The sequence below is a fragment of the Acinetobacter soli genome, assembly GCF_018139125.1.
Lineage (GTDB): Bacteria > Pseudomonadota > Gammaproteobacteria > Pseudomonadales > Moraxellaceae > Acinetobacter > Acinetobacter soli.
Genome location: NZ_CP073241.1, coordinates 2048827 through 2069117, shown reverse-complemented (window position 1 = coordinate 2069117; position 20291 = coordinate 2048827). Strand labels below are relative to the sequence as shown.

At 43.7% G+C, this 20291-nt stretch carries 18 protein-coding genes; 6 read left to right on the top strand and 12 right to left on the bottom strand.

What is annotated here, in order from left to right; all coding sequences use genetic code 11:
* Positions 1 to 18: 18 nt before the first annotated feature.
* The 3 genes from tatC to tatA are packed head-to-tail and all read right to left on the bottom strand — an operon-like array spanning position 19 to position 1466.
* Positions 19 to 780: a twin-arginine translocase subunit TatC gene (tatC, locus tag KCV09_RS09535; RefSeq protein WP_004932804.1), complete on the bottom strand. Its 762-nt coding sequence runs from the start codon at positions 778 to 780 to the stop codon at positions 19 to 21.
* Entirely contained in the window at positions 777 to 1232 is a 456-nt protein-coding gene (gene tatB, locus KCV09_RS09530; protein ID WP_151977662.1) for a Sec-independent protein translocase protein TatB, read from the bottom strand. Before tatB ends, tatC begins: the two co-directional genes overlap by 4 nt.
* A 12-nt stretch (positions 1233 to 1244) precedes the next feature.
* On the bottom strand, positions 1245 to 1466 hold the full coding sequence (gene tatA, locus KCV09_RS09525) for a Sec-independent protein translocase subunit TatA (protein WP_004932808.1): 222 nt from the start codon (positions 1464 to 1466) through the stop codon (positions 1245 to 1247).
* A gap of 150 nt (positions 1467 to 1616) precedes the next feature.
* On the opposite strand from tatA, the gene KCV09_RS09520 reads away from it, so the two are divergent.
* Positions 1617 to 2510 carry an AEC family transporter gene (locus tag KCV09_RS09520; RefSeq protein ID WP_212515084.1) on the top strand — a complete coding sequence of 298 codons (894 nt, stop codon included), beginning with the start codon at positions 1617 to 1619 and terminating at the stop codon, positions 2508 to 2510.
* 30 nt (positions 2511 to 2540) lie between these two features.
* On the opposite strand, the gene rdgB is transcribed toward KCV09_RS09520, so the two are convergent.
* The 7 genes from rdgB to KCV09_RS09485 form a co-directional block, all read right to left on the bottom strand.
* Positions 2541 to 3173 (bottom strand): RdgB/HAM1 family non-canonical purine NTP pyrophosphatase, encoded by a 633-nt coding sequence (gene rdgB / locus KCV09_RS09515; RefSeq protein WP_055414444.1) that lies wholly within the window; start codon positions 3171 to 3173, stop codon positions 2541 to 2543.
* A gap of 79 nt (positions 3174 to 3252) precedes the next feature.
* The gene (locus KCV09_RS09510) at positions 3253 to 3840 is read right to left on the bottom strand and encodes a tetratricopeptide repeat protein (protein WP_004932816.1); all 588 of its coding nucleotides are present in this window, start codon (positions 3838 to 3840) and stop codon (positions 3253 to 3255) included.
* Complete coding sequence (metW, locus tag KCV09_RS09505; protein ID WP_004932817.1) at positions 3837 to 4430, bottom strand: methionine biosynthesis protein MetW; 594 nt, start codon at positions 4428 to 4430, stop codon at positions 3837 to 3839. Before metW ends, KCV09_RS09510 begins: the two co-directional genes overlap by 4 nt.
* A complete protein-coding gene (gene metX / locus KCV09_RS09500; protein WP_004932819.1) occupies positions 4430 to 5593 on the bottom strand; it encodes a homoserine O-succinyltransferase MetX in 1164 nt (387 codons plus the stop codon). The genes metW and metX overlap by 1 nt, the downstream gene beginning before the upstream one ends.
* Before the next feature lie 85 nt (positions 5594 to 5678).
* Positions 5679 to 7376: a 2-isopropylmalate synthase gene (gene leuA, locus KCV09_RS09495; protein ID WP_004943722.1), complete on the bottom strand. Its 1698-nt coding sequence runs from the start codon at positions 7374 to 7376 to the stop codon at positions 5679 to 5681.
* Between the two features lie 451 nt (positions 7377 to 7827).
* Positions 7828 to 8511 carry a Fe2+-dependent dioxygenase gene (locus KCV09_RS09490; protein WP_212515083.1) on the bottom strand — a complete coding sequence of 228 codons (684 nt, stop codon included), beginning with the start codon at positions 8509 to 8511 and terminating at the stop codon, positions 7828 to 7830.
* Between the two features lie 107 nt (positions 8512 to 8618).
* Positions 8619 to 10814: a TonB-dependent receptor gene (locus tag KCV09_RS09485; RefSeq protein WP_004932828.1), complete on the bottom strand. Its 2196-nt coding sequence runs from the start codon at positions 10812 to 10814 to the stop codon at positions 8619 to 8621.
* A 534-nt stretch (positions 10815 to 11348) separates the two neighbouring features.
* Between KCV09_RS09485 and tig the strand changes: the two genes are divergently transcribed.
* The 4 genes from tig to KCV09_RS09465 all read left to right on the top strand — a co-directional run bounded on the left by tig (position 11349) and on the right by KCV09_RS09465 (position 15684).
* The gene (gene tig / locus KCV09_RS09480) at positions 11349 to 12683 is read left to right on the top strand and encodes a trigger factor (RefSeq protein ID WP_004932831.1); all 1335 of its coding nucleotides are present in this window, start codon (positions 11349 to 11351) and stop codon (positions 12681 to 12683) included.
* A 194-nt stretch (positions 12684 to 12877) separates the two neighbouring features.
* Positions 12878 to 13483, top strand: coding sequence for an ATP-dependent Clp endopeptidase proteolytic subunit ClpP (clpP, locus tag KCV09_RS09475; RefSeq protein ID WP_004932834.1), 606 nt, complete (start codon positions 12878 to 12880; stop codon positions 13481 to 13483).
* Between the two features lie 28 nt (positions 13484 to 13511).
* Positions 13512 to 14825, top strand: coding sequence for an ATP-dependent Clp protease ATP-binding subunit ClpX (clpX, locus tag KCV09_RS09470; RefSeq protein WP_004932846.1), 1314 nt, complete (start codon positions 13512 to 13514; stop codon positions 14823 to 14825).
* Between the two features lie 145 nt (positions 14826 to 14970).
* Positions 14971 to 15684, top strand: coding sequence for a DUF2846 domain-containing protein (locus tag KCV09_RS09465; RefSeq protein ID WP_212515082.1), 714 nt, complete (start codon positions 14971 to 14973; stop codon positions 15682 to 15684).
* A gap of 54 nt (positions 15685 to 15738) precedes the next feature.
* On the opposite strand, the gene KCV09_RS09460 is transcribed toward KCV09_RS09465, so the two are convergent.
* Positions 15739 to 17265: a fumarate hydratase gene (locus KCV09_RS09460; protein WP_004932850.1), complete on the bottom strand. Its 1527-nt coding sequence runs from the start codon at positions 17263 to 17265 to the stop codon at positions 15739 to 15741.
* 162 nt (positions 17266 to 17427) lie between these two features.
* Between KCV09_RS09460 and KCV09_RS09455 the strand changes: the two genes are divergently transcribed.
* Complete coding sequence (locus KCV09_RS09455) at positions 17428 to 18036, top strand: class I SAM-dependent methyltransferase (protein ID WP_212515081.1); 609 nt, start codon at positions 17428 to 17430, stop codon at positions 18034 to 18036.
* 68 nt (positions 18037 to 18104) lie between these two features.
* Here the strand turns inward: KCV09_RS09455 and pta are convergent, their stop codons facing one another.
* Positions 18105 to 20267 (bottom strand): phosphate acetyltransferase, encoded by a 2163-nt coding sequence (gene pta, locus KCV09_RS09450; protein WP_212515080.1) that lies wholly within the window; start codon positions 20265 to 20267, stop codon positions 18105 to 18107.
* Positions 20268 to 20291 lie beyond the last annotated feature (24 nt).

Sequence of the window (20291 nt, the reverse complement as noted above, 5' to 3'; positions counted from 1 at the left end):
CATAAAAAAACGCAGAGATTAAGCTCTACGTTTTTCCAGCATTTTTCCAAACAGAAGTCCCAATTCGAACAATAGCCACATTGGTACCGCGAGCATGATCATCGAAATCGCATCGGGTGGTGTAATAAACATTGAGATAAAAAAGCATCCCACCACAATAAAGCGTCGTTTTTCAATCAAGCTCTGAGTGCTCACAATGCCGATTAAAATAAGCAGCAAGGTGGCGATTGGAATTTCAAAGGTAAATCCAAAAACCAGAAATAACTTTAAACAAAAGTCCAGATAACTGTTGATGTCGGTCATCGGGGCAACAGTTTCTGGTGAGACACTCATAAAGAAATGCAAGATACCGGGCAGGGCAATAAAATACGCAAAGGCAATGCCGGTATAAAAAAGCACAATACTGCCTACAAGTAGCGGAATAGCCAGATGTCTTTCCTTTGCGTATAGCGCGGGCTTAATAAAGGTCCAAAGCTGAAATAGGATAAACGGCATCGCCAACATGAGTGCAACACATAGATTGAGCTTGAACGGCGCCATAAATGTAGCGGTAACGTCGGTGGCAATCATCGACGATGTACTTGGCATCTGGCGACGCAGAGGCTCAGACAGCCACTGATAGGTGGTGTTTCGAAAAGGCAATAAAATAAAAAACAAAAGCAGTGTCACGCCCACAATCTTAAAAAGATGACGTCTTAAAGCAATCAAATGTTGAGTAATAGGCATCTGCTCCAGAGACTCTGGTGCAGGCATGATGTCATTTGAAGGAAGCTGGCTCATACGGCAATCTTTAACTCGACAGAAGAATGTTGAGGAATCACATCGTTTTGGCGTTCACATCTTCGGGGTTGTTGATGTCTACAAAACGGTACAACGTGCTGTGGCACATGACACAAGATGTAAGTTGTTTTTAGCTGGGGTGCACAAGCGGCTTCAGGTTGCTCTGCGAGATGGATTCGTTGTTCTTGAGAGGCTTTTTCGATTTCTTTTAAACGGGCCTGCATACTTTGTTCTAACGAATGTAAACGGTCTAGCTCATCTTGCATTTCTTTTCTAAATTCAGACAGCTTGAGCTCACGATCAATCTCGTTTTGTATATTGGAAATGTAACGTTTGGCTCTGGCATACCAGCGGCCAGCAAAGCGTGCGGCAACCGGAAGTTTATCTGGGCCGAGCACCAGCAGGGCAATCATCCCAAAGCAAAAGAGTTCACCGAAACCGACATCTAACATAGCAACGTACTCTTAGCTTTTGGCAGAAGAACGTTCAGCCGTCTTCACTTCTGCATCAATCGTGCGCGGGGTGTGTAATTGCGCATTTTCTTCTGTTTCATCGCGCATTGATTTTTTAAAGTCTTTGACCGCGCCGCCGACATCTTTACCCAGATTTTTAAGTTTTGACGTACCAAATAACAGCACCACCACCACTAAAAAGATAATCACATGCCAAATCGATAAACCTGCCATTTTTTCTACTCCAATGTTTTGCAGATATTTGAGCAAGAAGGCATGACAGGAATGTGACATTTGGGTTGCAGTTTTAAGACAGTCTTATTTTTTAAGCTTCGGGTGTTAGTATAAAAAAGTTGAGTTAAAATTTTAGTTTAGAGATCTATTGTGGCCTTAATTCTCCCACTGATTGCATTTATTGTCGGATTATGTCTGGCACAATATAAGTTTGCTGAACATTTAAAACCCTTTTTGGCAACCTTGCTGGCTCGCGTCTTTATTCCAGTTGTGATTATTTACAACATGGTATTTTATCAATCAGGCAGCTTGAGTTTGATGCTATTTAGCTTTATCTCGGCAATTTTATTGTATGGACTATTCATCGCCATATTTAAAGATCGGTTGGGTGCTTTATGCTTTAGTTATGTGAACATGGCATGGCTGGGATTTCCTTTTGCGATTGCCATTTTTGGCCCTCAAATCAGTTCGGCCATGGTGGCGCTTTATATTGGCGGTTCTATTTTTGGCAATATTGGGGCGGTCACGGCTGTTTCTGATGCGCCGCAGTCCATGCGGACCATTGTGCAAAAGGTCGTACAGTCTCCGCCATGTGTTGCGCTCATTCTGGCTGGGCTATGCCGTTTGGTCGGGATACAAAATATTCACGATCCTCATATATTTGAGCTTATTTACAGCGCTGCGAAAATTGGGATGAGCTTTGCTGGCATGTGTGTACTCGGCATGTGGTTACGACATACAAAAGTGCATATTCAGGATTTAAAACGCAGTGCTGCGATTTTAGGTTTAAAAGTGATCTGCGGTGTTGTGCTCTGCACAGCAGCTTATTTTTATTTACCGATTGCCAATATACAGCAATCGATTGGCGTAATGTTTTTACTGTTTTGCTTGCCACCCGCGGCGAATATTGTGGCACTGGAAACACATTATCAGGGTACCGGTGTATCGGCTAAATATATTGCATCAGGTACAATCATGAGCTGTATATTGATTGCACTCTATGCACTGATAATTCATACAACATCTTTGCTGAGTTGGATGTAAGGCGAGCCTCACATCCACTTCGAGGCGTGATTAAACCGATGTCGAAAGACTGTCGCGGAAAAGCTGCATGGCTTTACCACGGTGACTGATTTTATTTTTTTGTTCTTTTGGCATTTCGGCGCTACTCATACCGAGTTGAGGCAGCCAAAACAGCGGATCATAGCCGAAACCGTGCTCACCTTGTGGTGCGTCGAGAATCTCGCCGTGCCAGAAACCTTCAAAAATACGCGGTAGCGGATCATCAGCATGTTCCACAAAAGCCAATACACAGACAAACATACCGGCAATCGGCTGATTGTGCTGTCGATAAGGGCGTAAATCCTCTAAAAGCTTTGCGTTATTGGCGGCATCATTGCCATGATCGCCCGCATAGCGTGCTGAATAAATACCCGGCGCACCACCCAAAACAGGTACACACAGGCCCGAGTCATCTGCAATAGCGGGTTTGCCTGAAATCTTGGCGGCATGGCGCGCCTTGATAATGGCATTTTCGATAAAGCTTAAACCATCTTCAATGGCATCGGGAATATTGAGCTGACCTTGAGGAATGACATTAACAGGAAGTTTGAGTTCGGCAAACATTTTTTCAAACTCACTAATCTTCCCTTTATTGTTACTGGCTAAGACCAGTGTGCCTTGATTTAACCATGCTGAATTGGACATAACAAATGCTCGAACAAAATTTTGAGGTGATTTTAACAAAAGAAAAAGCACCCGAAGGTGCTCTTAATGCTAAAAAAATTTACTGCGCTTGAATCCATTTGTCTGCACGGTCAACCGCTTGACGAATCTGATCTTGGGTCAGGTTTGCTGCCAAAGCTGTTTTTTTGCTTTGCGACATATTGATGACTTTATTGTCAAGCATGCCATCGCGGGTGGACAGTTCGTACCACTGATAAGCACCCTGATAGTTTTTCTTTTGCTCTTCCATCATTGCCAGATTGTAGCTGGCACGGTTATCACCATTGCTGGCCGCTTTTTCAAAGTACTTACGCGCCATGCTTTCGTTTTTAGCTACACCCACGCCATCTGCATACATACGGCCTACATTTAACTGAGCAGGGGATAAGCCTTGATCTGCTGCTGCTTTAAACCAGGTAAACGCTTGCTTATCATCTTTGGCAACATCTTTACCATGTTGGTAATGTGCGCCCAGATAAAACTGAGCACCTGCCTGACCAGCTCGTGCAGCTTGAGTCAGTTCGCTGATACTCATCACTGAATAACGTGCAGCCTGTGCAGCAATCGATTGGGGTTGTGGAACGTAATCGGCATGTGCTTGAAAACTTAAAAGTCCAATTACTAGTGTGCCAAACAGTGCTTTTTTCATAGAGCGCTCACTCGATAAATTGCGACTTCACCAAACAAATTCGGGACATGCTTACTCAGAAGGCTCCCTTGCTGATTCCCATTCACGGCAAGTCGATTAATAATTTGAATATCATTTTCAGCACAGAGTGCTTCAAAATCCTTAAATGTACACAGGTGGATATTGGGTGTGTTATACCACATATACGGCAGCGCATCTGAAACAGGCATCATTCCTTTCAAGGCTAAAAAAGAGCGCGTTTTCCAGTGCGCAAAGTTTGGAAAGGTAATAATGGCTTGTTTCCCTACACGCACCATATCGCGTAATAACACGTCTGGTGCATCGACGGCTTGCAGTGCTTGTGCCATCACCACCGAGTCAAAAGACTGGTCGGCAAAACGGCTCAAGCCCAAGTTCAAATCCTGTTGAATAATATTTAACCCGCGACTGACCGCAATTGCAATCTTTTCTTGATCAATTTCTAGTCCATAGGCACGAATTTGATGTTTTTTGCTCATATGGGCCAATAATTCACCATCGCCACAGCCCAAATCCAGCACACTTGTACCCGGTTTAATCCATGTTTCTGCCAGTTGTTGGTCAATACGCATTAGATCGCCTCCAGATTTGGTGTCGATTTGAGATGTGCCTCACCACCTAAAAATGCGCGAAGCGTTTTGACGTAAAGTGGAATCGGAAACAAAAATGAATCGTGACCTTGCTCGGCATCGATATCGAGATAAGTCACAGGTTTATGATTGGTAATCAGCGCATCTACAATTTCTTGTGAACGCTCAGGTGCAAAACGCCAGTCGGTGGTAAAAGACACCACTAAAAAGCGACATTGTGTTTTGGCCATGGCACGGGTCAGCGACTGCTCGTATTCACGTGACGGATCAAAGTAGTCGAGTGCCTTGGTCATGATTAAATACGTATTGGCATCAAAGTTTCGGCTAAATTGCTCGCCTTGATAACGTAAATAACTTTCGACCTGAAACTCAACATCAAAGCCATACATAAATTTACCCGATTTTAAGTCTCGGCCAAATTTTTGCTTCATGGCTTCTTCTGATAAATAGGTAATATGCCCCACCATACGTGCCAAAATCAGACCACGTTTTGGGTAACTGTCATGTTCTAAATAACGACCGTGATAGAAGTCGGGGTCGGAAAGAATCGATTGGCGGGCCACCTCATTAAAGGCAATATTTTGTGCAGAAAGCTTTGGCGCACTGGCAATAATCACACAGTTTTTGAGACGATCTGGATAATCGACCGACCATTGCAGTGCCTGCATTCCGCCCAAAGAGCCACCAATCACGGCATACCATGCATCAATTTTTAGACGATCTGAGAGTAATGCTTGTGTTTTGACCCAGTCACGCACCGTCACCAGTGGAAAGTCAGGACCATAAGGACGGTTTTCATTTTCAGGATTAGGAGATGTCGGGCCTGTCGATCCGTTACATCCGCCAATGTTGTTTAAGGCCACCACAAAAAACAAATTGGTATCAATCGCTTTGCCGGGGCCTATGCATGCATCCCACCAGCCTGCTTTTTTATCGTCTTGATGATGATAACCTGCTGCATGATGATGGCCAGATAAGGCATGACAAATCAAGATGGCATTCGAATGATCGGCATTGAGTGTACCGTAGGTTTCAACCATAAGTTCGAAACGCGGCAAGATACGTCCACATTCTAAATGCAAAGGATCTTCAAATTGGAATTTTTGCGGAGTAACCAACCCCACTGAGTCAGATGGAAAAGACACGGGAGCAATTCGCCTTTTATCTTTAAATCAATAATAAAAGAAAGGATACCATAGGTATCCTTTCAAAAAGAGGGTTTTAGCGAGATTAAACTGCGGCGGCGGCCACTTGATCCGTACTAAGTACGCCTTGCTCAATCAAGCGGTTGGTACAGGCTAAAATGGCTTCAATAGATGAAGTGACTGTATTGTCATGTACGCCTGCACCAAATGCACTCTTGCCGGTTCCTTTAACCTGAATTTCAATCAAGGTGAGGGCTTTGGCATTGGCACCCGAACTGATACTGCGTTCTTCGTAGTTCAAAACATCAATTGGCAATTGAAGCGCATTCATAAAGGCCGAAATTGGTCCATTGCCTTCACCACGAAGCTGCTGAACTTCACCGTCGATATCCACATCTAACTCGATGATTTGGGTACCATTAATATCTGAAAGACGATAGTTTTTGGCAGTATAGTGCTGTTCTTTCACTTTCACATAAGTGTCTTGGAACAAGGTCCAGATATCAGATGCACTGATTTCGGTTCCATTTTCGTCGGTACGCTGCTGTACAATCTGTGAAAACTCGATCTGTAAACGACGAGGCAACACCACGTTGTAATTCGATTCGAGCAAGTAAGCAATACCGCCTTTACCAGATTGGCTGTTCACACGAATCACGGCATCGTAGTCGCGGCCCAAATCTTTTGGATCGATTGGCAAGTATGGCATATCCCAGATGTCTTCGTTTTTCTGGAACTCAAAGCCTTTTTTGATGGCATCTTGGTGTGAACCTGAAAATGCAGTGAAGACCAAATCACCCGCATATGGATGACGTGGATGAACAGGCAAGCCAGTACATTCTTCAACTGTCGCAATGATTTCATTAATATTAGAAAAATCTAGCTCAGGTGCAACGCCTTGGGTGTACATGTTTAATGCAATCGCAGCCACATCGACATTTCCGGTACGCTCGCCGTTTCCAAACACACAGCCTTCCACACGGTCTGCACCAGCCATAATGGCAAGTTCAGATGCCGCAATACCACAGCCACGGTCATTATGGCAATGCACCGAAATAATCACACCGTCACGACGAGCAAGATTGCGATGCATCCACTCGATTTGGTCGGCATATACATTCGGTGTAGAAACTTCGACTGTAGCCGGTAAGTTTAAAATCACTTTGTTTTCAGGTGAGGCTTCCCAGATTTCGGTAACTGCATCACAGACATCTTTGGCCACTTCTAATTCAGTGGCAGAGAAACATTCTGGGCTGTATTGAAAAATCCAGTCGGTCTGAGGGTATTGTGCAGCGTATTCTTTTACTTTTTCAGCGGCGTTAATGGCCAATTTTTTGGCACCCTCAACGCCAACATTCAACACTTTTTGGCGGAAAGTTGGAGAGTTCGCATTGTAAATGTGCACAATTGCACGCTTGGCACCCACCAAAGATTCAAACGTACGTTCGATCAAGTGATCACGTGCCTGAACCAATACCTCAATGTACACATCATCTGGAATATGATTTTCTTCGATGAGTTTACGGGTGAAATCAAAATCGATTTGTGATGCCGATGGAAAGCCAATTTCAATATGTTTGAAGCCGATTTTGACCAACATTTGAAACATTTTAAATTTCTGTTCAATGCTCATCGGCTCAAAAATGGCTTGGTTGCCATCGCGTAAATCCGTACTCATCCAGATCGGCGCTTTGGTGATTTCGTTATTTGGCCACTGGCGATCAGGCAAATCGACACGTTGATACATACGGCGATATTTCTTGCTTGGATCTGCTAACATCATGAGAGTGCTCCTTGTTGCAGTGTGCATGCTGTCGTCTTATTGGCGTTGCGCACTGCTCTTATATGGGTATTCAATAAAAAAGTGAAAGTCAAAAATTAAGGCTGCCGATTACGGCATAAGGTTTATACGCGCGCGAGGCGCAGCATCAGGAGAGCCATGATGGATGTGGTGAGCGAGGGACAAGCAAAAACGTGTTTCATTTCCATATACCATGAGTTAAATGCTGAGGTATTTCAATTCACTCAATACCATTGTTGATCATTTGAGTCTAGGCGAAAAACCACAGGCATGCAAAATTATAGTGTAGATTTTAATTTGAAAAACTGGAAAATATTTCCCTGAGTTTTGCATATAATTTAAATTAAGTGGAAATTTTTCCCACTTAAAATTCTTAATTCGATAAAAATTATTATCTCTAAAACATTTTCCGAATATTGTAAGTATCTGCTTATTACAGCTCAGACCACATACGCATGAGGTTGTGGTAGATGTTGGTTAGCTTAACCACTTCAGCATAACCATCGCCATGCTGCATGCGAAGACTACGAACACTTTCATCTAAGTTAAACAGCAAATGACGTTTATTGTCATCACGAATTAAGCTTTGTACCCAGAAAAAGGAGGCAAAACGTGTCCCACGGGTAATACTGCTCACTTCGTGTAGGCTGGTCGCGGGATACAGTACAACATCTCCGGCAGGAAGTTTGACTTCGTGATAGCCGTAAGTGTCTTCAATCACGAGCTCACCGCCATCGTATTCGTCTGGTTCACTCAAAAATAGCGTACATGAAAGGTCAGTACGCATTTGCTGCTGTGTGCCTCGAATCAACCGAATCGAGTTGTCGACATGAAAGCCAAAGCTTTCCTGAGCATCGTAACGGTTAAACAGGGGAGGAATCATTTGATGCGGAAGTGCAGCTGCCTGAAACATCGGATGATTCCAGATGGCTTTCATGACTCGATCACTTAACTCGTGGGTCAGTGGGTCTTGCTCTGAAAGTTGTTGATTGTTTTTTACAGAGGCAGACAGTGTTCCCGCGGTAACTTTTCCATTAACCCAGTTGGCACTAAGCATAAGGGTACGAAATTCGGCAACTTGTTCTTTACTGAGAACATTTGGAATATGATGGATCACGTGTAAAACCTGTCTGTTCAGTGGATTTAAAATTAAAAAATAGCCCCATGCTGAGGCTATTTTAAATGATCAAGCATCAATCTCAACGAGGTTGAGCTGAATAGCGATTAGTATTTAAAGTTGATTGCCAACACTGCATTGCGACCGTCACCTTCAAAAGCATAGTGTGCCGCATGTGCGCTAGTGAAATAGCGTTTGTCCGAAATATTGTTGATGTTGAGCTGTAGATTCACATTCGGATTAATATCGTACTTGGCCATGGCATTATAAATGGTATAAGCCGGTAAGTATTTCTCTGCGGTTGTACTTGAGTTTACAAAGACTTTGTCTTTGTACTGTGCACCCGCACCAAGGGTGAATTTTGGCATCACTTTATAAGTTGACCAAAGCGTCGCACTGTTTTTGGCTACAAATGGAATTGGACCGCCCGATGGTACGGCTGTACCACGTGAATAGCCACCATTTTTCAGTTCGCTATCGAGGTAGCTATAGCCAGCAGAAATATCCCATTTTTGTGTGATATGACCGTTTAACTCCAGCTCAAAACCATCAACTTTGCTGTCACCTACATTTGAGTACAGACCAGATGCATCCTGAATGCGTGTATTTTGCTTTTCGGTACGGAAAATGGCAGCTGTTAAATTAGCACGCTTATCAAATAAATCCCATTTAGTGCCCAATTCGGCAGTACGTGCTTTTTCAGGTGAAAGATCTGCAATCGAGGTACTCACACTGGATTCGCTGCTGTCTCCTTGACCAATTCCCACAGGGTTTGCAGATGTGGCATAGCTTACATAGATGCTGCCATTTTCTGTTGGCTTAAAGGTCAGACCAGCTTGATAAGAGAAAAAGTCACTGTCACTGTCTACATCGACACCTGTAGATGCGACACCAGCATAGTTCATCGCGGCTTTATGATATTTCACACTGGTATCAAATTTATCCCAACGCACGCCTAAATTCAGTAACCATTGTGGCGTGAATTCAATGCTATCCAGTGCGTACAATGAAGTTGTTTTACTGCGTGTGGTATACATATTGGCATAAGGTGTAATGGTACCCGTGTATGCCGGATTACTTGGGTTATAGAGATCTGTGCATTGATAGTTGGTGCTGGTACAAGTGCTACTTGTGGCAGGTGTGATATATAGACCAAGATCAGTGCTTTGATCGCTGTATTCAATACCAGTATTAAAACTGTGCTTGAGCATGCCAGTATTAAATTTACCTGTTAGAGCCAGTTGATCTGCAAAGGCATCGGTATTTGAGATACGACTCAACGAATGACCACGCCATACGGTGCCATTAGCCACATTACCTTTTGAATCGTCAGCATTAGTATAAATGTAGTCAGTTTTGGATTTGGTATAGGTGGCTACATTCGATACAGTGAGATTATCACTTAAATCGTGTTCAAGCTTGAACGTACCAATGTGGTTTTCGCGTTTATCAAAATCACGATTTTTCCAGCCGTAGTAAGTGCCTTGCTTTACCGAAATCGGCTTGCCGCCTGTGGTTGGAAATGGAATACCTGCATCTGGTTCATCGTAGCTTTGTAAGTAGTAATAACTGAGCAAACCACGTGTTGCAGTACCCAGCCCCCACGCAATACTCGGGGCTAAACCGACACGATTGTATTCGGCACCATTGCTTTGGCCCGGCTTTTCATTTTGATGTCCCATCACGACCACACGGCCTGCAACACCGTTGCCGAAATCTTTGTTGGCATCGAGTTGAATATGACGGTAATTATCTGTGCCGCCAGCAACAGTCCCTTGGTATTCATCGCCTTGGTGTGCCTGTTTGGTGATCAGATTGATACTACCACCCACGCCGCCACCACCTGAAAGAGTAGAGCTTGAGCCTTTGGTGACTTCAATTTGTTCGACTGCAAAGTTATCACGATTTTGTGTGGTGGCATTTCTTACGCCATCTACATAAATGGAAGACTGCGCGCTATATCCACGGATATAAGGCGTATCACCAAATGGTGTACCGCCTTCACCGGCTGCAAAGGTAATGCCTGGTACATTTTGCAATGCTTGGGTTAAAGAAGTTGCACCCGTGTCCTGTAGTAATTTTTGTGAAACGATCGCAACGGATTTTGGGGTATCGAGTAGCGGCGCGACATATTTTTTGTTGGCAGATGTATCAACTTTTAAGCTTTCTGTTTGTTCTGCTTGTGCACGAATGGTCGCAAGGTGAGAGACCTCGTCTTGCGCAATAACGGGAGTGGCCATAACAGCGAGGGAAGAGGCAATAGCAGAAGAAACAATCTTCTTTCGAGTGGTGATAAACGCCATAGAAGTCTCAGTAGCAATAAGAAACAGTATGCGAATAATAATGATTATTATTAAAATTTGTAGTCGAATGTAATTGGATTTAATTATTAAAAATGGAGAAATTATGGAATTTAAACGATACTAAATTTTCTATTTTGGTATAGATTATTGTTTTAATTTATATTTTTTAAAATAATTAAATTTTAAGAAGAGAAAAAATCATTTTTTTATAAATTTTTTAAGAATTTTTTAAGATTTAAATAAATTTTTTTGGTAGTAACAGCTAAAAGACTTTACATCATTTAAGTAAATGCGCTGAGACTTTCTTTCAGCTATTCAATTCATCACGATAAAGTGGTGATCTAGCGCAATCTGTGCTGTAAAGATGCTACAAATCTGATTTGATCGCTTCATCAGACCTATTTCAGCCAACTTTACCTTGAAAAATGAATAAAAAAGTTGCAATTTCATGATCCGTTTTGTATATCGGTAAAGTTGTCATATAATGTGGCACTTTAAAAATTGTTACTACCTAACCAAATTATCGAGGAAGCCATGCAAGTAACGACTGAAGCGGTTTCGGGCGTTGCCCGTCGTTTAAATGTTTCTGTACCGACGAGCCGTATTAATGAGCAATTTGAAGCTCGTTTAAAACGCACTGCCAAAACTGTGAAAATCAACGGCTTCCGTCCTGGAAAAGTGCCTTTGTCTCGCGTTCGTTCAGATTTCGGTGCTGGCATTTACCAAGAAGTGGTCAATGACATCATTCGTGACACCGTATTCGAAGCGATTCAACAAGAAAAAATCAATGCTGTTGGCATGCCAAACATTGAAAAAGTTGAACATAAAGATGATGCTTTGGTGTACGAAGCAACTGTCGAAGTGTACCCAGAAGTTGAAGTAAACGCGTTTGATGCATTAGAAGTTGAGCGTAAAGCGACTGAAATCAACGACAAAGACGTTGATGTCATGATCGAAAACTTGCAAAAACAACGTCAAACTTGGGCTGTGACCAAAGGCATGGCGAAAAAAGACATGCAAGTAACTTTTGACTTCGAAGGCGAAGTAGACGGTGAGAAGTTTGAAGGCGGTTCTGCTGAAGACTTTAAATTGGTCTTGGGTTCTGGCCGTATGATTCCGGGCTTTGAAGACGGTATCGTGGGCATGAAAGCGGGTGAAGAGAAAGTTATCGATGTGACTTTCCCAGAAGATTACCAAGCGGCTAACCTTGCAGGTAAAGCAGCGAAATTCAAAATCACTGTGAAGCAAGTTGAAAAACCAAAGCTTCCAGAAATCGATGCAGAATTCTTAAAAATCTTCGGTCTTACTGAAGAAGAAGGCGTAGAAAAGCTAAAATCAGATGTACGCAAAAACATGGAGCGCGAAGTACGTAACGGTCTTCGTAACCAAGTGAAACAAGCGACTTTTGATGCACTTGTTGCAGCGAACGAAATCGAAGTGCCTGAAGCAATGGTTGCACAAGAAATTGATCGTCAGCGTCAGCAAATGATTCAGCAGTTCACGCAGCAGTTTGGTGGTGCAGGCGCTCAATCATTTGACAAGAGCATGCTTCCAGACGAATTGTTCAAGGAACAAGCTGAAAAATCAGTGAAACTTGGCGTACTTGTAAGCAAAGTACTTGCTGATGCGAAACTTGAAGTTGATCAAGCGCGTGTTGATGCCTACATCGACGAAATGGCGTCTTCTTACGAAGATCCAACAGAAGTCGTTGAATACTTCAAAAATGATCAGCAACAACGCGCTCAAATCGAAGCTGTTGTGCTTGAAGATCAAGTAGTGGACCACATCTTGGCTGCTGCAAAAGTAACAGATACAGCGGTATCTTACGAAGAGTTGTTAAAAGAACAGCAAGCTCGCCAAGCGCGTTAATTGTTGTTGATAAAAAAGGGCGCGCAAGCGCCTTTTTTTATGGTTGTAGTGATTTTGTTGTGTTTCAACCAAATCCGCTATCTTCAGCTGAAATTATCTGATATTTCCTTTGGAATCTTTTTGCAATTTCAGTAATTATCCCTCATATTGTGATTATGGGTTAAGTTACAAAAAATTTAGGAATAAATAAACGTATGTATGTTCCAACGATTGAAAATGCTTTAGTTCCTGTTGTAGTTGAACAATCATCACGCGGCGAGCGTTCATTTGATATTTTTTCACGTCTTTTACGTGAGCGAGTCATCTTTTTGACGGGTGAAGTCGAAGACAATATGGCAAACTTAATTGTTGCTCAGATGTTGTTTTTAGAAGCAGAGAACCCAGATAAAGACATTCACCTTTACATCAACTCACCAGGTGGGTCGGTGACAGCGGGCATGGCAATTTATGATACCATGCAGTTTATCAAGCCTGATGTCGTGACTTACTGTATGGGTCAGGCTGCATCTATGGGTGCTTTCTTGCTGAATGCGGGTGCCAAGGGCAAACGTTATTGCCTTGAAAATGCACGTGTTATGATTCACCAACCTTTAGGTGGATTCCGTGGTCAGGCATCGGATATCGAAATTCACGCGCGTGAAATTCTATTTATCAAAGAGCGCTTAAATCGTCTGATGGCAGAGCATAGTGGCCAAGACTATGAGCGTGTCGCACGTGATACCGATCGTGATAATTTCATGACTGCGCAAGCGGCAAAAGAATACGGTTTAGTCGATGCAGTGCTCTCTAAACGTCCCTAATTTTTAAGATTTAAGTTGTGGAGTAGATATGTCCGAACATCCTCAAGGACAAAAACACTGTTCATTCTGTGGCAAGTCTCAGTCTGAGGTTGGGAAACTAATCGCAGGCGAGAACGCCTATATCTGTAATGAATGCGTGGATGTGTGCTTGGATCTTGTTCAAACGAGCCAGCAAGTTGAAGCAGGAGATTGGGCAAGTCGTGATTTGCCAAAACCTCATGAGATACGGGCGGCACTCGATCAGTATGTGATTGGTCAAGATCTGGCAAAGAAAACCTTATCTGTTGCGGTATATAACCATTACAAGCGTTTAAAAGCAGGACAGTCTGGGCAGGCCAACAAGCAACATGCAGTCGAAATTGCAAAAAGTAATATTTTGCTGATTGGACCAACGGGTTCTGGTAAAACTTTACTGGCACAAACACTGGCACGTTTGCTGGATGTACCGTTTGCAATGGCCGATGCCACCACCCTTACCGAAGCAGGTTATGTGGGTGAGGATGTAGAAAATATCGTACAGAAGCTGCTTCAAAAAGCAGATTACGATGTCGAGAAGGCGCAAAAAGGGATTATTTATATCGACGAGATCGATAAAATTACCCGTAAGTCTGAAAACCCATCTATCACACGCGATGTTTCGGGTGAAGGTGTGCAGCAAGCCTTGCTTAAAATGATTGAAGGCACTGTGGCTTCTATACCGCCTCAAGGTGGTCGCAAGCATCCACAGCAGGAATTCATCCAGATTGATACTTCAAATATACTGTTTATTTGTGGTGGTGCTTTTTCTGGTCTGGAAAAAATTGTACAGCAGCGCCATGAAAAAGGCGGTATTGGCTTTAATGCAGAAGTCAAAAAGAAAGACGAAAGCAAAAAGCTGGCTGAGCTTTTCCGTCAGGTTGAGCCAACCGATTTGGTTAAATTTGGTTTGATTCCTGAATTTATTGGCCGTTTGCCAGTGATTGCAACGCTTGAAGAGCTAGACGAAGCAGCACTTATGCAAATTTTGACTGAGCCAAAAAATGCATTAACGCGTCAATACGAATCTTTATTCCAGATGGAAAATGTAGATTTGGTATTTGAAGAGTCGGCTTTACGAGCCATTGCCAAAAAGGCATTAGAGCGTAATACCGGTGCACGTGGTTTGCGTTCGATCATGGAAAATGTATTGCTTGAAACCATGTACGACCTACCAAGCCGTCAAGATGTGGGTACTGTGATTGTCAATGAAGAGGTGATTCAGGGCAAAGCTGCGCCTGTTTACAAGAAGGAACATTTAGCCAAAACATCTGGTCAAGAGCTAAGTGCTTCAGACCTAAAGGTGATTGATTCAAAATCAGCTTAATTTGTTTCGTCTGAAAAAGCATGATTTGTTTACGCATTTCATGCTTTTTTATTGGCTTTAAAAACGGCTGGTGTTAATCTAAAAAAACAAAAGATGCAAAGTGATTGCTCAAAAATAATTCAAAAAAAGCGCTTCGAGGGATGTCATGCGTAATCTATGTTTTTTATTATGTGGTGTGGGGCTGCTTACAGGATGTCAGCACAGTGTGCCTCAATCGTCTGATGCGAAAGCACTGCGCTCGACTTTACCGCCTGTCGATGTGACGCAGAAACCCGGAATTACCGATCAGTATCATGTCGGGAAATTTAGCGTGGGAGGGTGGGTCAATCAAAAACTGGGTCAATACTTTCAACCCATTCAGCCACAAAATCCACAAGCGGCCGTGGTGTATCTATATCGACCCGACACGCGCTGGAATCAGCAGGAAATTGCGGCAGCCAATTTATTTATCAATGGTAAACGCATTCCAAGCTTGTTAAACAATCATTATTACTGGATTGAGCTTCCCGCGGGTACCTATCGACTGTCGAGCAGTCGTCCACTCACAGTGTTTCATTTTCAAGACCCTAAATATATCGACATGAGTGTTGAGGCTGGACAAAGCTATTACGTGAAATACGATGAAGAAAATCCGGGGCGCAAAGAGCGCTCGGGACCATTTTTGATGGTGCCTGAAAAAACTGGGCGCAATCAGATTGCATTTACCCGCCTCAAATCTTCGAGTTATAATTTTGTTGCACAAGATCAAAATGGTAAGATTCGAAGTAAAGCGCAAGAGCTTAAACCGGCAAAGTATGATGAAAAGAGTGATGTATTGTTGGTCAAGCCGTTTAAACTGTGGAATCCACTCACATGGTGAGTGAACACAAAATCTGAAGAATAAAAAAGCGCCCGAAGGCGCTTTCTCTTTTGATTAACCCGCAGTGGCATCAATCACAGGGATTTTGCCAATTTTTTCTTGCCAGATTTTAGGTGCAATGGCATGTACCGATGTACCGTTTACATCAACTGCAACGGAAACCGGCATATCTTCAACTACAAATTTGTAGATGGCTTCCATCCCCAAATCTGCAAAGGCAACCACTTCGGCTTCACGTACTGCTTTTGAAACCAAATACGCTGCACCACCGACAGCCATCAGGTAAGTGGCTTGATTGTCTTTAATCGCTTCAATGGCTGTTGGGCCACGGTCTGCTTTACCAATCATGCCAAACAGACCCGTGTGCTCAAGCACTTTACGTGTGAATTTGTCCATACGCGTTGCGGTTGTTGGGCCAGCAGGTCCAACCACTTCGTCACGTACAGGATCAACCGGACCAACGTAGTAAATAAATTTACCTTTTAAGTCGACAGGAAGCTCTTCACCGTTGTCGATCATTTCGACTAAGCGTTTATGCGCTGCATCACGGCCAGTATACATGGTGCCACTAAGCAACAAGGTATCGCCCGGCTGCCAAGAGTTCATTTCTTCTTGGGTGATGGTATCGAGATTCACGCGTTTTGATTTAGACGCATCCCACGTCACTTCTGGGTAATCTTCAAGTTTAGGGGCTTGAATATGCGCTGGGCCTGAACCATCTAGCTGAAAGTGGGCATGACGAGTTGCGGCGCAGTTTGGAATCATACCAACAGGCTTACCTGCTGCATGACATGGATAATCTTTAATTTTAATATCGAGGACTGTGGTTAAGCCGCCCAAACCTTGTGCACCAATCCCGAGCGCATTTACTTTTTCAAAGATTTCGATACGAAGTTCTTCGATTTTGTTTTCTGGCCCACGGCGAAGTAGCTCGTCCATGTTGATTTCTTCCATCAATGCTTCTTTGGCAAGCATCATGGCTTTTTCAGCAGTACCGCCAATCCCGATACCGAGCATACCTGGCGGACACCAGCCAGCACCCATGGTTGGAACTGTTTTGAGTACCCAGTCTACAATCGAATCTGATGGATTGAGCATGGCAAGTTTAGATTTGTTTTCAGAACCGCCACCTTTTGCTGCAACAGTAATGTCAACTTTGTTGCCCGGAACGAGCTTATAGTGAATCACGGCAGGCGTATTGTCTTTGGTATTTTTACGACCAAAAGCCGGATCTGCAAGCACTGAAGCACGCAGTACGTTGGTATTTTCAAGATAACCTTGGCGTACACCTTCATTGATTGCATCGTCTAGGCTCATGCTCAGATCAAACTTAACGTCTAGACCTACATCAACAAAAACGTTGACGATCCCCGTATCTTGACAGATTGGGCGATGGCCTTCTGCACACATACGAGAGTTGATGAGAATTTGCGCGATTGCATCCTTTGCAGCTTGGTTCGCTTCACGGTCATACGCGCGGCTCATGGCCTGAATGAAATCTTGCGGATGATAGTAAGAAATGAACTGAAGGGCGTCCTTGACCGAAGTGATCAAGTCTTTTTGTTTGATAATTGTGGTCATACCAAAAAATCTCTTGAGCGGGCAGTTAGCTAGCGGGCTAAATTATATGATAAAACGATCAGGCTGTGGGGAGTTTTGGCGAGATTTTGGCTAAAGGTCGAAGGGATACATAGATTGCGATTCAGAGCAGGAAATTGTGCTATTAATACAGAGAAGATCCTAATGCAGTATAGTGATTTAGCAAAAAATATTATTGAGATTTATCAAAAACATGGTCGTGATTGGACACAGTTAAGAGGCGATTTTCTACACGAAAAAATATGGCTTGATCGTTTTTTAGGTCTATTACCCATGTCTGCAAAGGTAGTTGATTTGGGATGTGGTTCGGGGATACCCATTGCAAAATATTTGATTGAGCAGGGGTGTCAATTGACGGGAGTTGATGCGTCCACAGTCATGCTAGATATGGCACAGCAAAATTTTCCTGAACAGATATGGATAAATGCCGATATTCGTCAGTTTCGTGCTGAGCAAACCTTTGATGGTATCTTGGCGTGGGATAGTTTTTTTCATCTTAATCCTGAAGATCAGCGCCAGATGCTTGCACAGTTTTCAATGCATGCTGCATCAGGTGGTGTGCTTATGTTTACCAGTGGGCCAAGCGATGGCGAGGCGATTGGTGATATGTTTGGTGAGCCACTTTATCATGCCAGTTTAGATGCCGCAGAATATCGAAACTTACTGGCTCGATATGGCTTTAAAATCATCAAAATGATTGCAGAAGATCCAGAATGTACTGGACATACGGTATGGTTGGTTCAAAAGAAGTAACACTGGTAATCAATTTAAAAAGCCACTTGATCGTGGCAAATGGCTTTTTAAAGAGCGATTAAAAGTGATTATGAGGCTAGCGCAGCAGCTTTTGCTTCAAGTTGCTGCTCGGCCTGAATAGCGGTCAGCGCAATGGTAAACACGATGTCATCGACCAATGCGCCACGTGATAAATCATTAACCGGTTTATTTAGACCTTGCAACATCGGGCCAACACTCACCACGTTTGCCGAGCGCTGAACTGCTTTATAGGTGGTATTACCCGTATTTAAGTCTGGAAAAATAAACACATTGGCGCGGCCAGCGACTTTTGAATCTGGTGCTTTTTGTCGGCCAACACTTTCAACCGAGGCGGCATCGTATTGCAGTGGTCCATCAATCAGTAAGTCTGGGCGACGTTGTTTGGCAATTTCAGTGGCACGGACCACTTTTTCTACGTCTGCACCTGTGCCCGAAGTGCCGGTAGAGTAACTGATCATGGCAATGCGCGGTTCAATGCCAAAGGCTTTTGCAGAATCTGCCGATTGAATGGCAATCTCGGCCAGTTGATCGGCATCTGGGTCTGGATTAATTGCGCAATCACCATACACATAAACTTCATCTGGAAGCAGCATGAAAAAGACAGAGGAAACTAAAGAATAGTTGGGTGCTGTCTTAATCAATTGAAAAGCGGGGCGAACTGTATTGGCGGTGGTATGAATTGCACCAGAAACCAATCCATCCACCTGATCGAGTGCCAGCATCATGGTGCCTAAAACTACGGTATCTTGAAGCTGCTCTTTGGCTTGAAGATCGCTCAGCTTTCCTTTACGTAGCTCCACCATTGGTGCGATGTACTGATTGCGAATCAGATCGGGATCAATAATTTCCAGATCATCGGGCAATTCAATTCCTCGTGCTTTGGCTACCTCTACCACAGTTTCAGGTTTGGCCAACAAAATACAGTGCGCAATCCCGCGAGACTGGCAAATGGCAGCGGCCTGAACGGTGCGTGGTTCATCGCCTTCTGGCAGTACAATACGCTTTTTGGCTGCAATTGATTTTTGTACCAGTTCATGACGAAATGCCGATGGAGATAAACGGGGCTGAACCCCTGTATTAATCTGGGCTTGCAGCCAAGTCACATCGATATGACTTGAGACAAAACGCGTGACTTGTTCTGCACGTTCGGTGTCGTCAGTGGGGATCTCGTTTCCAAAATCGGCCAGTCGTTGTGCCGTTTCCAGTGTATTGAGTTGGGTGTGTAAAATCGGTAAGCCTTGCTTGATGGCATGCTGACAAAAATCCAGAATTTGTGGATTCGGCGCTTTACGTTCGGTGAGCACCAAGCCTGCCAGTGGAATACCGTTACTGGTGGCTAAGCTACTGGCCAACAGGACATCTGTGCGCTCCGATGCACTGATAATCAGTTCACCCGCAATAAACTTATTTAGCTCATATTCGATACTGGACGCAATTAGACTCGAATGCAAAATACGACGATGTTTGGCATCACCCTGATGAATCCAGTCACCTTCAACCACAGAGGCAATATCGAGCGTGCGCGGTACACTTAAGGTATTGCTAAAAGGCACCATGCCAATAATTGGCATGGTTGGTGAGCCAAGATGTCGATTATAGCGTTGTAGCTCTTTGCTAAAGTCTGCAATTTCAGTATCTAGACGCAATGACGGATCAATGGTCAGTGGAATATGCGCAGTTTCTTCAGGTAAGCCACGGGTACGCATAAACAGCACACCAGCGGTACGATTTGAGGATGTACCGCCAAACTGATGTAGATGTGCTTCAACTTTCTCTGCTGTACGACGCGGATTTTGCACATCTGCTGTACTCACCAGCACGACCTTTGCATCGAGTGCTTGAGCCAACGCCGCATTCAGTTCAGTCGCAAAATGATCTTGAGCAGTGGGCAAAAGGCCTTCCACAATGATCACGTCATAATTGGCTGCAACATTTCGATGTAGACTCACTGCTTCTTCGAGTAGTTCGTCGCGCTCACTGAGTGCCCAGCGTTGTAGCACTTTTTCGTGTGCAATCGAGGTCACGGTGGTGCCTTGGAAAAGATGGCTGAATAAGGAGGTGGTTCGATCCACCTGATTCGGGAGTTCCTGTGAAAATGGCTTTAAAAATCCGGCCTTAATACCGTTGCAATCGAGTGCATAAATCAGGCCTAAACAGGCTGAAGTCAGGCCAACGCCTTCCCCGGTAGGAATCAGTAAAAGAGTATTCATAACCGCCTTATCAAAAAAGAATTA